At 44.2% G+C, this 13,177-nt stretch carries 12 protein-coding genes; 3 read left to right on the top strand and 9 right to left on the bottom strand.

From position 1 onward, the window contains the following. Window positions 1-175: 175 nt before the first annotated feature. Window positions 176-616: a YcgN family cysteine cluster protein gene (locus FKN93_RS02110; protein ID WP_170904352.1), complete on the bottom strand. Its 441-nt coding sequence runs from the start codon at window positions 614-616 to the stop codon at window positions 176-178. A gap of 154 nt (window positions 617-770) precedes the next feature. On the opposite strand from FKN93_RS02110, the gene FKN93_RS02105 reads away from it, so the two are divergent. Next, window positions 771-1,019 carry a YkgJ family cysteine cluster protein gene (locus FKN93_RS02105; RefSeq protein WP_154167469.1) on the top strand — a complete coding sequence of 83 codons (249 nt, stop codon included), beginning with the start codon at window positions 771-773 and terminating at the stop codon, window positions 1,017-1,019. A gap of 89 nt (window positions 1,020-1,108) precedes the next feature. Here the strand turns inward: FKN93_RS02105 and recR are convergent, their stop codons facing one another. The 6 genes from recR to FKN93_RS02075 all read right to left on the bottom strand — a co-directional run bounded on the left by recR (window position 1,109) and on the right by FKN93_RS02075 (window position 6,409). Then, a complete protein-coding gene (gene recR, locus FKN93_RS02100; protein WP_004394900.1) occupies window positions 1,109-1,720 on the bottom strand; it encodes a recombination mediator RecR in 612 nt (203 codons plus the stop codon). Between the two features lie 18 nt (window positions 1,721-1,738). Continuing rightward, complete coding sequence (locus tag FKN93_RS02095; protein WP_170904351.1) at window positions 1,739-2,068, bottom strand: YbaB/EbfC family nucleoid-associated protein; 330 nt, start codon at window positions 2,066-2,068, stop codon at window positions 1,739-1,741. A 74-nt stretch (window positions 2,069-2,142) separates the two neighbouring features. Then, entirely contained in the window at window positions 2,143-4,161 is a 2,019-nt protein-coding gene (dnaX, locus tag FKN93_RS02090; RefSeq protein WP_170904350.1) for a DNA polymerase III subunit gamma/tau, read from the bottom strand. Between the two features lie 21 nt (window positions 4,162-4,182). After that, window positions 4,183-4,728 (bottom strand): adenine phosphoribosyltransferase, encoded by a 546-nt coding sequence (gene apt / locus FKN93_RS02085; RefSeq protein WP_170904349.1) that lies wholly within the window; start codon window positions 4,726-4,728, stop codon window positions 4,183-4,185. A gap of 137 nt (window positions 4,729-4,865) precedes the next feature. Further along, the gene (locus FKN93_RS02080; protein WP_170904357.1) at window positions 4,866-5,261 is read right to left on the bottom strand and encodes a YbaN family protein; all 396 of its coding nucleotides are present in this window, start codon (window positions 5,259-5,261) and stop codon (window positions 4,866-4,868) included. Between the two features lie 44 nt (window positions 5,262-5,305). Continuing rightward, window positions 5,306-6,409: a response regulator gene (locus tag FKN93_RS02075; RefSeq protein WP_154170611.1), complete on the bottom strand. Its 1,104-nt coding sequence runs from the start codon at window positions 6,407-6,409 to the stop codon at window positions 5,306-5,308. A gap of 459 nt (window positions 6,410-6,868) precedes the next feature. Here FKN93_RS02075 and FKN93_RS02070 point away from each other — a divergent pair, with 459 nt between their 5' ends. Then, on the top strand, window positions 6,869-7,744 hold the full coding sequence (locus FKN93_RS02070; RefSeq protein WP_004394894.1) for a LysR family transcriptional regulator: 876 nt from the start codon (window positions 6,869-6,871) through the stop codon (window positions 7,742-7,744). Window positions 7,745-7,818: 74 nt separating this feature from the next. Here the strand turns inward: FKN93_RS02070 and fadJ are convergent, their stop codons facing one another. Then, the gene (gene fadJ / locus FKN93_RS02065) at window positions 7,819-9,945 is read right to left on the bottom strand and encodes a fatty acid oxidation complex subunit alpha FadJ (protein WP_170904348.1); all 2,127 of its coding nucleotides are present in this window, start codon (window positions 9,943-9,945) and stop codon (window positions 7,819-7,821) included. After that, window positions 9,945-11,252 carry an acetyl-CoA C-acyltransferase FadI gene (fadI, locus tag FKN93_RS02060; protein ID WP_161426565.1) on the bottom strand — a complete coding sequence of 436 codons (1,308 nt, stop codon included), beginning with the start codon at window positions 11,250-11,252 and terminating at the stop codon, window positions 9,945-9,947. The genes fadJ and fadI overlap by 1 nt, the downstream gene beginning before the upstream one ends. Before the next feature lie 623 nt (window positions 11,253-11,875). On the opposite strand from fadI, the gene FKN93_RS02055 reads away from it, so the two are divergent. Next, a complete protein-coding gene (locus FKN93_RS02055) occupies window positions 11,876-13,156 on the top strand; it encodes an outer membrane protein transport protein (protein WP_170904347.1) in 1,281 nt (426 codons plus the stop codon). Window positions 13,157-13,177: the final 21 nt, after the last annotated feature.

The following is a 13,177-nucleotide window of genomic DNA, read 5'->3' as shown; positions in this document are numbered from 1 at the left end:
AAAATATCGAGTTCGCACATCTTGTTGTCTGGTTATTGATTTTTTGCGAAACCATTTGATCATACGACAAGATGTGTATCTACCTTAACTTGATGATTTTTATCAAAATCATTAGGGGATTCCTCAGGGCAAAGCAGCGATTAATAAGATAAGAGATTGAAAAATCTTAATACCGCTAGTTTCTGTTAGGATGGTTTATAATGTGATCTTCCCAATCAATAACATCGATTTCATAAACAACCTGATTACGGACACTTTGCCCTGCCGCATGCATCGCTGCTTTCGACCCCGTGATCAAAGGATGCCATTCAGGTAACGGCTGCTGATCCGCGAGTAACCGATAAGCACAGGTATCAGGTAGCCAATGAAATTCCGCTATCTTGTCTCGCGTAAGTTTTAAACACTCTTCGCCAGATTGAAAACGGTTAGGATAGTCTTTGCATGAACAGGTATCGCTATTGAGCCAACTGCAAGCAACATTGGTGTAATAGACTTCATCACTGTCTTCATCCATGAGTTTATGCAAACAACATTTACCACAACCATCGCATAGCGATTCCCACTCCGCTTCGGTCATTTGTTCTAAAGATTTACGTTGCCAAAATGGGATATTCATGAGGGTTTACTGCCTAGTTACGATTTCAGCCGGGTGTTATACCTTTCCCGTTTATAAACTGCAAGGTCACAAGGTAATAATTTCGCTGCTGAGAAAGAAAAGATCTGCTAGGATCAGCGCCCGCATTAAACGGGTAATCATCGAAAGGTATAAAATGGACTGTCGTCTCGGTTGTGGCGCATGTTGTATTGCACCCAGTATTTCTTCAGCTATCCCAGGTATGCCCAGCGGTAAGCCTGCAGGAGTGCGTTGTATTCAGCTTAATGAGGACAATCTATGCAAACTCTTTGGTAAACCAGAAAGGCCAACCGTCTGCCACCACTTCAAACCTTGCCCTGTCGTTTGCGGTGACAGCAATCAACAAGCTTTACAAAATCTAATCGAGCTAGAGCAACTAACCTGAATAACAACAAAGAAAAGAGTGAAAAGATAAAAACCTCAAAACAAAGCTAATCGGTCTGTTTCGAGGTTCTCAAAGGTAGGCAGTGGGAACTAAAAGGTCGTATTAAACTTTTGTCTTCCCAGTAGCGAGTGGGATAATGTTGTTCCATCGACCAATTCTAATTCTCCACCAACAGGAACACCGTGTGCAATGCGACTGGCACTGACCTGATGCTCATGACATAACTCTGCAATATAATGTGCCGTCGCTTCCCCTTCTACCGTAGGGTTGGTAGCGAGAATGACTTCAGAAATACCACCTTTTTGCAGTCGAAAATCCAGCGTATCAAGACCGATATCACTAGGACCAATACCATCTAACGGCGATAAATGTCCCATCAGTACAAAATAACGCCCTGAGAATTGTCCCGTGGCTTCTAATGCTGCAATATCCGCAGGACTTTCAACGACGCAAAGTTGGCCATTTTCTTGTCGTTTCGGATTACGACAAATATCGCACACTTCTTGTTCAGTGAACGTTCGACACTCAGCACAATGTCCCACTTCGACCATGGCTTGATTCAGCGCTTCCGCTAACTGCAAGCCACCTTTTCTATCTCGCTGTAACAAATGAAAGGCCATACGTTGCGCTGACTTGGGGCCAACCCCAGGTAAACAACGTAAGGCCTCCATCAAATGCTCCAGCATATGACTGGTTCGCATTACTAACCTACTTATTGATTAGAATGGCATTTTCATACCTGGTGGTAATTGCATACCCCCAGTGACAGCGGCCATTTTATCTTTTTGTGTTTCTTCCACACGACGAGCGGCATCATTGAACGCAGCTGCAATCAAATCTTCCAGCATCTCTTTGTCATCTTCCATTAAACTTTGATCAATCTCAACGCGACGTACGTTATGACTGCCAGTAATGGTCACTTTTACTAATCCAGCGCCAGATTCACCGACCACTTCCATACTAGCGATTTCTTCTTGTAGCTTTTGCATACGATCTTGCATTTGCTGGGCTTGTTTCATTAAGTTGCCCATACCGCCTTTACCAAACATAGATTATCTCTCTGGTTTTATTCAATTGTTCTACGATAAGTGGGGGTGAAAATAGAAAATCTCAACCCCACTGGTTAAACTGGCCTCACGCTGTCATGATCAAGCTGAGCATGAAAACGTCGCTCAATAAATTGTACATTGGTATCTTGTTTCAAACTTTCTAGCGCCTGAGTGAGCTTTGCTTGATAAAGACGTTCTCTCAGCTCAAGCGGTGTTTCACCGGATTCACCAATATGAATACTTAAATGACACTCTTCTTGTAATTGGTCATTGAGGGCTTGTAAAAGTTCACTCTGAGCCTTATCGGTATTCAAATGAGCATGAGAAGGACGAAGCGTCAGCTCAATATGGGTTCCCTGCTTATGAAATGTTGAATTCAAGGCAAGTTGTTCCACTAATTTAGCAGTCTCTAACTGAGAGATCAGCTTGGCCCATGAGTCCTGCTCCGCGGCTTCAATGATCAATTTCTCGATCATCTCTGGTGTTTTTTCGTGCTCTAACGCTCGCTTGATTTGTGTGGGCGTCAATTCATTGTGAGTGGATTGACTGGCACTCTCTACCGTACTGGTTGATGGCCGCCATTGATAAACGGACTCTTGCTCGGTTGGCTCTTGATGAGATATCAAAGACTCATTCGGCGGTATCGGCGTTGAAGTCGATTGAGCTCGCTGTGCTACACGATCTAAAATCGAAGTCGGCTTTGCAGATACCGCATCAGGCTTTTTTACTGGCGTACTTTTCGGAGTCAGCCCTTGCCGCTGAGAGCGCAACTGATGACGTAACCCGGCGACAGGTGGAACAACAACCGCTTGTTCTTGTGCTCGCGTCTCTGGCTGAACAACTGGCGGCTCTGGCTCTTTCATCGCGGGTTGAACATTCACTACCTGAGGTTGAGGTGATGTTGCCGGTGCAGTCACTGGACCCTGCATTTGAGCAACCGAACGCTGAGCTGTGTTATCAGAAACCGGTTCGGCGGTTGGCATTACTAAGCTATGACTCACCGTAACCGACGTTGGTCGAAACGCCATCATACGTAGTGCAACCATTTCAATACCAATTCGCGCCGTTGGAGCCAACGGAAGATCCGCCCGCCCTTTTAATACAATTTGATAATAGAGTTGCACGTCTTGTGGGGCTAGTATTTTAGCTAAATGTTCAATAGCATCGGCATCAGGCTGAGCTTTATCAACGCTACTGGGTAAGGCTTGGCACATAGCAATACGATGCAACTGGGTTGCTAATTGCTGGAGCAATCCATCCCATTCAACCCCATTACTGGCTAATTGTTCAATACACGCCATCATGCTCTGCGGTTGCTGGCTACTGATCGCTTGTAATAAATGCAATGCTTGATCGGTATCCAGTGTACCGAGCATATGCGAAACCACGCTGTGTTCGATAACACCGTTACCGAGCGCAATAGCCTGATCGGTTAAACTTAACGCATCGCGCATACTGCCATCCGCGGCATGCGCGATCATGGCGAGTGACTTACTATCGCTGTTTACATTTTCGGCTTGCAATACATGTTCAAGCTGTTGCCGAATATTCTCAACACTGATCGGCTTAAGATGAAATTGTAGACAGCGTGATAAAATCGTAACCGGTAATTTCTGTGGATCCGTCGTCGCCAGCAAAAATTTGACGTACTCTGGTGGCTCTTCTAATGTCTTCAGCAAAGCATTAAAGCTATGCCGAGAAAGCATATGAACTTCATCGATCAAGTAGACTTTAAAGCGTCCGCGCGCCGGCTTGTATTGGACGTTATCAAGCAGCTCACGAGTATCTTCAACTTTGGTGCGCGATGCGGCGTCAATTTCTAATAAATCAACAAAACGCCCCTGATCGATCTCTTTGCAGGTCGCACATTGACCGCAAGGGGTAGCGGTAATGCCTGTTTCACAGTTTAAGCCCTTGGCAAATAAACGCCCAATCGTGGTTTTTCCCACGCCACGAGTACCACTAAATAAATACGCATGATGCAAACGATTCTGCGTTAGTGCATTTTCTAAAGCGGTTAATACGTGAGCTTGCCCTACCACCGCTTTAAATGTGTTAGGACGCCATTTTCGTGCTAAAGCAAGATAACTCATGAAACCTTCCGTTATGGATATTTAGTGACCGTCAAACTCACAAATGCTGTACACATCTAACCCTAAAGCTTCAAGACGTTTATCACCACCGATTTCCGGCAGGTTAATCACAAATGCAGCGTGTTGAACAACACCACCTAATTGACGAATAAGCTGTGTTGTCGCCTCAATCGTGCCACCAGTAGCCAGTAAATCGTCGACAACTAACACTTTATCGCCTGGTTTGATGGCATCGACGTGAATTTCTAACGTATCCGTGCCATATTCTAAATCGTACGATTGGGCGAGCGTTTTACGCGGCAGCTTTCCAGGTTTACGAACAGGAACAAACCCTACCCCAAGCTCTAAAGCCAATGGCGCTCCAAACAAAAATCCACGCGCTTCCGTACCCACCACTTTGTTGAACCCCATGGCTTGATATTTTTCAACCAACAAACGAATGGTGGCTTGATAAGCGACAGCGTCTTCCAACAAACTGGTGACATCGCGAAAGAGAATCCCTGGCTTTGGATAGTCAGCAATGGTTTTAATGCTAGATTTGATAAGAGTAAGAGTTTCGGTTGTCATAGCTACATTAACTTCGATTGATTGACCATGATAAATATCACCATGATCTAGAATGAGAATTTATACGTGCACATCAAACTGCACGTCGATTAAAAAGCAAAAGCCCACTCGAAGAGCGGGCACACTTCCCAGTAATGCTAGTGATTTTCTTGTTGGTTAGCAACCAACTCATACGTAGGTAAGCGAAGAAACCAACTAAGCAGTATCACTAATAATCCCAAAAGCATTATTTTTAACCACATTAGAGGAACAATAGCAATAGACAAAGCAAAGCTCGCCATCATGCATAAAGCACCTCGCCATTTTACTCGTTTCGAGATGGCGCGATTCTGTTGCCAATTAAGTAACATTGGCCCTAGTGTAGCATGCCGATGTAACCATAAGTGAAACCTAGGGCTACTACGCACAAAACAAGCGCTAGCGAGCAATAAAAATGGCGTGGTTGGCAGCAGGGGTAATACCACACCCAGAAGGCCAAGTGCTACGCTAAGGCCACCAACAACATTGAGTAAAACATGACGAATATTGATGATGGGCCTCGCTGAACATTGAGTGAATATACCATCGGTAGAGGCTGTTAACTCTTATTACCTTGATAAATATCTAATGTAAAACTACTGGAACCAAGACAACTGATCGATACTTGACAAGCACTTTGGATAGGTAAGTCTTTGGTAATGAAGTTCTTTAAGCAATTATCCCCTAATTTCACACCGGGAGCAATTGACTGAGAGAGATAACCATTAGACCAATGGCATGCTAATCCCGCAGGTAAAATGGACAAAGTCTTATCGGTCAAATCAGCAATACCAAATAAGGCACAAACAGGCACGCCACCTTCAGAGCACTCGATACCTCGTTCAAAGATTTCGGCCAGATCTTTTAAATCAGCGCTGAAACTACGCAAGTTACGCAAATAGTCATTAAATAAAGCGCGGATCAATAATGTACTCGCGACCCCTAGTTGCTGATCACTCGACGAATCAACGATGTAAAAAGCAAACTGTCCATTGATTAACCAAGCGTAATCAAACACTAATGGCATGGCTTCTGTCGACTGTAATAATCGGTAGCTGCACTTCCAAGCACCTTGTGAAGTGTCATTATCGGGCAACAGTGCTTGTAGTAACTCTCTGGCCGTATTGGGGTTTTCTCGTAAATGCTCAAGATGCCAATGCAACTCTTGCTCTTCAGGAAGCTCGCCGCCACCGTCGACTCGAAACCACTGGCTCGAAAAGTCACGTTGATCATTAAGATGATGCATCGCATCTTCTAATGTATTTTCAATCGCGCAACTGAGATTTTCATGATTACCAATCGGTTTGGGTAAAAAATCTTTGATGCCATAGCGAAGCACTTTGGCCACATCCGACATTTCTCCCGTGGCTGACACGACAATCATTGGCAACGATGGATACTCCAAACTTACCTCTTCAACAAACTCAATACCGTTTAATACAGGCATAGAAAGGTCGCACAGTAATAAATCTGGCTCGTTTGAACGTAGCTTTTTCAATCCATCTAAGCCATCTTTAGCTTCAACGACTTTATACCCTTTAGCGGCCAGATAACCACTGGTCACTCGCCTGAAAATAGGGTCATCATCAACCAGCATGATCATTTTCTCTTGGCCAGCATTACCGTCCGATAGATTCCTAGCTTTAATGTAATCTTTATACATAGCACCTACTCCACTATGTGCTCACGATTCGTATGATTAGCTCATCAATCTCCATCAATGCTCAGGCTACCTAGCACCCATTTAAGCTACCTGATTGATTAGCCATGACTCACCGACGTTACCTGATTCATCTTCTACCAAACCCTACGAATAACATCGTGTACTTGCTCATTAAAAATAGTCTTGAAACGACATTTATACAAATATTCCACTTTTTATCTGCATCACATACTATATGTATGATTTACGAGATTTTACTGGTAAAAATAACCAGCCAGATACCATGCATAAATACGATAATTTACAAAATTAGTTACCATAACGCTAATCAATCTATCATTAGATGAACAAAAAAATAGAGCGAGTCGACAAATCGTTCTACAAGTTGATATGACTCAAGCCTTACTTGCTGATATCCGTATAAATTAACTAAAACGGTAAAATAATGTGTCAGGAACAATGAAATTAGATGACTTAAACCTTTTTCGACTGGTTGTTGAACACGGCAGCTATACCGCGACCTCGCGTAAAACCATGATCCCGGTTGCGACAATTACCCGACGCATTCAAGCTTTGGAGGATTCCTTAAATTTAAGATTGCTCAATCGGCACGCTCGAAAGCTGACTTTAACTGAAGCTGGGGAACGTTTTTTCAGAGATTGTTCACCGTTACTACAACGTTTAGCCAGCATGGCGGAAGCGATCACTGATGAATGTCGTGGAGCATCAGGCACAATTCGACTTTCCGCACCAGAGAATTTAACCAAGCGGATGATGATGCCGATGTTTAACGCCTTTATGCATCAGTATCCAGATATTAATCTTGAATTAACGACCAGTAATCATGCCGTTCAACTCGACCCTACCGAATGGGACGTTATTTTCCGAGTCGGGCCACAACGTGATTCCAGTTTGATCGCCAGAAAAATCAGTGAAGTTAAAGACATTTTAGTCGCCAGCCCTCTCTATCTAGCCAAACATCCCACACCCACTCACGCTGAACAACTCAGCCAATATTCCCTATTGAAAGGCGATCCATTACTCAAATGGCAACTGTGTAATGATAAAGGGGAAACGTGCATCAATAACGATGTGGGAAGGTTTCAAGCCAGTACCCTCAACGTGGTGCGCAGCGCTTGTTCGGATGGATTAGGTATTACTTTAATGCCTGATGTGATGTTAAAAGAATTTCTTGCAGATGGTAGTTTGGTGCGCGTCTTACCCGACTGGAGTGCTAACCCGCGAGACATTTATATGCTGTACAATCATAAAGATCATTTACCAGAAAAAGTCCGTCTATTTATTGATTTTGTTATTGCTTATCACATCCACTGATCGATGGTTAGAAATAAAGAGGAGAGTGGCGATTGACCACTCTCCTCTTTTTTCAGTTGTTAATCGAGCATCGCTTATGAGTAGAAACGCTTACCTACACTCGCTCGAGTAATTAACGCATCGCACGGTGCGAAATGGTCACCGTATTTTTGAGCGTGTTGCTTCATTTGCTCAATCAGTTTATCCAAACCAATTTGATCCATATAGCGGAAAGGGCCACCAAGGAAAGGAGGGAAACCAATCCCAAAAATCGCCCCGATATCGCCGTCACGTGGCGAGTGGATAATCCCCTCATCCAAACAACGAACCGCTTCATTGAGCATCGGTAACACACAACGCATGGCAATCTCTTGCTCATCCCACTTTGATTCTGGAGTTAGATTCAACAATTTGTAAACTGACTTATCGACCTCTTTTTTCTTGCTGCCTTTTTTGTAACTGTAGAAGCCTTTGCCTGTTTTTCGTCCTTTACGATTATCGTTTAATAAAACCTCAAATACGTCCGGTCCCTTAAAACGCGGCCCAAGCTCATTAACCAAAATAGGCATAATTTTTGAGCCAACATCGATCCCTACTTCATCCAATAACGTAATTGGCCCAACGGGGAAACCAAAGTTCAGTAACGCTTTATCGATTTTTTCTATCGTTTCTCCAGCCATCAGTACATTAGCCGCTTCATTCATATAAGGAGCTAGAATACGGTTAACATAAAAACCAGCGCGATCTTTGACTACGATCGGGGTTTTGCCCTGTTTTTTCGCTAACGCCACCACGGTCGCTATCGTTTCAGATGACGTCGTGCTATGTGGGATCACTTCGACTAATGGCATCTTTTCAACCGGACTAAAATAATGTAGGCCGACGATATTTTCTGGCCGAGTGGCTTTTTCGGCAATCTGCCCAATCGGTAAAGAAGAAGTATTGGTTGCAAAAATAGTACTAGGCTGAGCGTGTTGCTCGACATCGGCCACCATCTGCTGTTTAAGCGCCAAATCTTCAAAGACCGCTTCGATAACCACGTCCGTTTGCTGAAAACCTCTAAAATCGGTACCACCAGCCAATTGCATCATGCTATTTTGCAGTTGCGCTTTACTGATGATTTTGCGTTTACGCTGCTTCTCAAATAGACCGTAGTTATAGCTCAAAGCATTAAGAATGCCGTCGTTAGAAACATCTTTAATTCTGACCGGCAGTTTTGCTTTAGCCACGCTAACATGGCTGATCCCCGCCCCCATTAAGCCGCCACCTAACACGCTAACGTGTTTGACTGACTTAGGCTCAGCATCACTACCGTGCTCTTTTTTCATTTCCGTGGTAGCAAAAAATATCGAACGTAATGCTTTAGATTCATTGGTCATCACCAACTCACCAAAGCGTTTCGCTTCTTGCTCCAAACCTGCTTTCAACCCTTTATTCAGTCCATGCTCAATGACTTCTAAAATGGCCTTAGCCGCTGGATAATTGCCGCGCGTTTTCTGTTCGGTTTTTTTGCTCGCTTGGTCAAAAATAATTTTGCGGCCAAGGCCCGTATTAGCAAGCAGTTTTTCTTTTAAAGATGGTTTAGCTTGGCGACGTTTCTTACTATTGTCACCGACAAAACGTAACGCCACTTCTAATAAGACACTCTGAGGCACGCAAGCATCAACGACGCCTAGTTTATAAGCCTTTTTAGCGCGCAGTTGTTTACCGGTCAAAATTAAATCTAACGAAGGAAGTAGACCTATCAAACGAGGTAAACGCTGCGTTCCCCCCGATCCGGGCAGTAAACCCAACATCACCTCAGGTAAACCTAAACGTGTTTTATCATCATCCGTACACACACGATAATCACACGCCAGTGCCAGCTCTAATCCTCCGCCTAAGCAAGGGCCATGAATCGCAGCCACAACAGGGAATGGTAAGTCTTCTAGCTGTTGGAACATCTGCTGTCCTCGCGTGGCTAAGGCCTGTGCTTCTTGAGCAGAAGTGCAGGCATCCAGCATTCGAACATCCGCACCGGCAATAAAGTTATCTGGCTTTAACGAATGGATGACTAAGCCTTTAAGCTGTTTTTTCTGTTCATTAAGCTGCTTAAATACCGCCAACATCTCATCGGCAAATGCGGCCTGAAGAGTGTTCATTTTTTCACCGGGAACATCAATCGCGAGCCAAGCAATGTGCTGCTCATCAATCGTTAAGTGAAATGCTTTTGCCTCGCTCATTATTCAACCTCCAAAATCATTGCCGCACCTAAGCCACCAGCGGCACAAGCAGTATTCAATGCTAGCCCACCACCACGACGTTGTAATTCACGCAAGGTTTGCGTGATCATTCGCGCTCCCGTCGCCGCAAAAGGGTGACCATAAGCAATCGAACCACCAAGCACATTGAATTTATCCATATCAATTTCACCAATCGCTTTACTGCGGCCCAAGTATTGCTGAGCAAAACTATCGCTAGCGAACATTTTCACATTGGCTAAGGTCTGCGCCGCAAACGCTTCGTGCATATCGATTAATGTTAAATCTTTCAGTTCGATCCCAGCTCGCTCTAGCGCTAATGGCGTCGCGAAGGAAGGCCCCATCAACATATCTTTTTCAACGCCAATCGCCGAAAATGCATAAGAGCGAATGTAGCCAAGAATATCCAAGCCCAGCTCTTTGGCTCGCCCTTCACGCATTAACAGAATGGCCGCCGCACCATCAGTGAGCGGCGTACTGTTAGCCGCGGTCACACTGCCATATTGGCGATCAAAAGCGGGGCGAAGCTTAGCGTAACCTTCTAAAGTAGAATCAAAACGCACATTATTGTCTTTATCGAGCCACTTTTTATAAGGCTCAGGGAAAGCGGTCATCACCTCACCGGCTATCTTGCCTTCATTCCATGCTTGGGCAGCCAAGGTGTGAGAACGATGCGCTAAAGCATCTTGATCCGCGCGTGAGATACCATGCGACTTCGCCATTTGCTCGGCGGTCTGTCCCATCGATAACCCTGTCGAATATTCGGCAACGGCAGGCGGAACTGGCATTAAATCTTTAACCGATAATGACTTTAATACGTTGAATTTTTGGCTGAGTGTTTTCGTTTTACTGAGCGCTAATAAGCTTGCTGCCAGTTTTTTAGAAACGCCAATCGGTAAAACGGAAGAGGAATCCGCGCCACCAGCGATGCCAATATCGATAGTACCAGCCATAATGCTTTCAGCGACGTTAACCGCAGATTGAAAACTGGTTGCGCAAGCACGCGTCACACTGTAAGCGTCCGTATGAATATTCATCCCCGTGCCTAGCACAATTTCCCGAGCAATATTGGGTGCTTCTGGCATCTGAACCACTTGGCCAAAAACCAACTGTTCGATGAGTTGTGGATCAATGTCGGTTCGAGTGAGCAGTTCATTAACCACCATCTTGCCTAAATCTATCGCGGGTACTTGCGCAAACTCCGTACTTTGACGTGCAAAAGGGGTACGAATACCTGCAACAATAGCAACACGCTCTCCTGAGCGTGTTCTGACTTCCTGCTTGCCCATTATTTCTCCTTAGAATAAGAGGTCTGACCTGAGAAGCATTGTAATCAAATTGTTACATCAATCAAACAACTGTTTAAATAAACGTGATTGCGGCAGCGAAAGCAAGCAAAAAAAAACCACACAAAGCTGTGTGGTTGGAATGTTATACAAAGCAATTAACCTAAGCCAATTGAAATAATCAGTTTCCTGATTAGGAGAAAGTAAAGTCAGCCTTCAAAAGGAAGTGTCATCTTGCTCAACATGTTAGCTACTAGAGCTAACGAGATGACAAGAGGTAATATAGCGACTTAAACAAAGCGTAGTTTGCATTAGATCAAGTTTATGCTGGTTTAGCCCACCAATACCGGCGAAAAATTGTCCTAGATCAATTTTTTTCGAGTTATCACCTTGTGTAACACAAGGCAGTAACAGCCAAATAAGCGCCATTTTAATAGAGCCAAAACTCTACTTTTAACTTTTTATTTACAATTTAATGCCAAATTGCTAGCAATTTTAAAGATTTAATCGCGCCTTAGACAATGGTCGGATTTCTATCTCCTATACTTGCGACTAGTATCAGCCAGCCACTGAGCTTTTGCTCAACACAACGCCCATTAGAGGCGATATAACAAGGAAAAAGCACCATGAACAAGACGCGTCTGTTTAAAAAGTCACTGCTTGCTGTGACCATCTCTCTCGCTACTCAACAAGCTATGGCCGCCGGCTTTCAGCTTAACGCTCAATCAGCAACAGGCCTTGGCCGTGCGTTTGCCGGTGATGCCGTAATTGCCGATAACGCCGCCGTAATGTCACGTAACCCTGCCGCGATGGCTCTCTTTGACAAAATGGAGCTATCACTCGGTTTTGAAGCCATTATAACTGATATACGTGTTAAAAATGGAACCTATCAATCGCTCCCAGGTACACCATTTGCACAATCCAGAGATGCTAATTACGATGATGCTGGTGGTACTTCCATTGCGCCTAATATTCATTTGATCGTCCCAGTCAACGAGCAATTCGCTTGGGGGGTAAACGCCTATTCTAACTTTGGCACTCGTACCGATTTTGGCTCTAACTACGCTGGTGGTGAGTTCGGAGGGGAAACAGAAATTCTTAGCGTCAACTTTGGCGTTTCCGGCTCCTATCGCATTGACTCACAATGGAGTATTGGCGCAGGGCTTGATCTGATTTACGGTCAAGGAACATTAAAGCGCTCATTTCGTAACGATATCTACACTGGCCCTGTGGTGGATCAAACTACAGGTATGTTAAATGCTCTAAATGGCCGTAGTATCGTTGACATAGATAAAGCAGATGGCTTCGGGGTTGGTTTTAATATCGGTACCGTTTATGAATTGGATGAGAATAACCGCTTTGGTCTTTCTTATCGTTATAGCCCAACCATAACAGCTAAAGATGGCGATAAAGAAATCAAGTTACCGTTACCAGATATGGCCGAGTTTTCTGGTTACCACCGCATAGACAATACCCCCTTTGCTGTCCACTATAGTGTGCAATACATTGGTTGGAGTGCTTTTGATACTTTGGAATTTAAGAACCAAAATATCGATGAAAAAGATTATCAATGGAAAGACGGTTGGCACTACTCTATTGGCGGTACTTACTTCCTAAACCGCGATTGGACACTGCGTGCCGGCTATATGTACGATACCAGCGCGCAAGATAAAATCACCTCAATTTCAGTACCGGATTCCGATCGTCAATGGTTATCAGCGGGCTTCACCTATCAAATTGATGACAAGTCTAATTTTGACTTTGGCTTTACTTACTTAATGGGTAAAGATGTAAAGGTTGATGAAACAATTAACAATCCGACAACGGGCCAAACTATTTCGACAATTTCTGCGACTACCAAAGCAGATGCAATCTTAGTCGGCTTACAATATAGCCGTAGCTTCTAAGTTTAACTTAATTCAAACACG

Source organism: Vibrio sp. A8-1, from assembly GCF_013048685.1.
Lineage (GTDB): Bacteria > Pseudomonadota > Gammaproteobacteria > Enterobacterales > Vibrionaceae > Vibrio > Vibrio metschnikovii.
This window is presented reverse-complemented; position numbering and strand designations above follow the sequence as displayed.

What these genes read in the sequence shown, in the direction of transcription:
- FKN93_RS02110 (WP_170904352.1), bottom strand. Translation starts at nt 616, where the DNA reads ATGAATATCCCATTTTGGCAACGTAAATCTTTAGAACAAATGACCGAA.
- FKN93_RS02075 (WP_154170611.1), bottom strand. Translation starts at nt 6,409, where the DNA reads ATGTATAAAGATTACATTAAAGCTAGGAATCTATCGGACGGTAATGCT.
- fadI (WP_161426565.1), bottom strand. Translation starts at nt 11,252, where the DNA reads ATGGGCAAGCAGGAAGTCAGAACACGCTCAGGAGAGCGTGTTGCTATT.
- recR (WP_004394900.1), bottom strand. Translation starts at nt 1,720, where the DNA reads ATGCGAACCAGTCATATGCTGGAGCATTTGATGGAGGCCTTACGTTGT.
- FKN93_RS02095 (WP_170904351.1), bottom strand. Translation starts at nt 2,068, where the DNA reads ATGTTTGGTAAAGGCGGTATGGGCAACTTAATGAAACAAGCCCAGCAA.
- fadJ (WP_170904348.1), bottom strand. Translation starts at nt 9,945, where the DNA reads ATGAGCGAGGCAAAAGCATTTCACTTAACGATTGATGAGCAGCACATT.
- dnaX (WP_170904350.1), bottom strand. Translation starts at nt 4,161, where the DNA reads ATGAGTTATCTTGCTTTAGCACGAAAATGGCGTCCTAACACATTTAAA.
- apt (WP_170904349.1), bottom strand. Translation starts at nt 4,728, where the DNA reads ATGACAACCGAAACTCTTACTCTTATCAAATCTAGCATTAAAACCATT.
- FKN93_RS02055 (WP_170904347.1), top strand. Translation starts at nt 11,876, where the DNA reads ATGAACAAGACGCGTCTGTTTAAAAAGTCACTGCTTGCTGTGACCATC.
- FKN93_RS02105 (WP_154167469.1), top strand. Translation starts at nt 771, where the DNA reads ATGGACTGTCGTCTCGGTTGTGGCGCATGTTGTATTGCACCCAGTATT.
- FKN93_RS02070 (WP_004394894.1), top strand. Translation starts at nt 6,869, where the DNA reads ATGAAATTAGATGACTTAAACCTTTTTCGACTGGTTGTTGAACACGGC.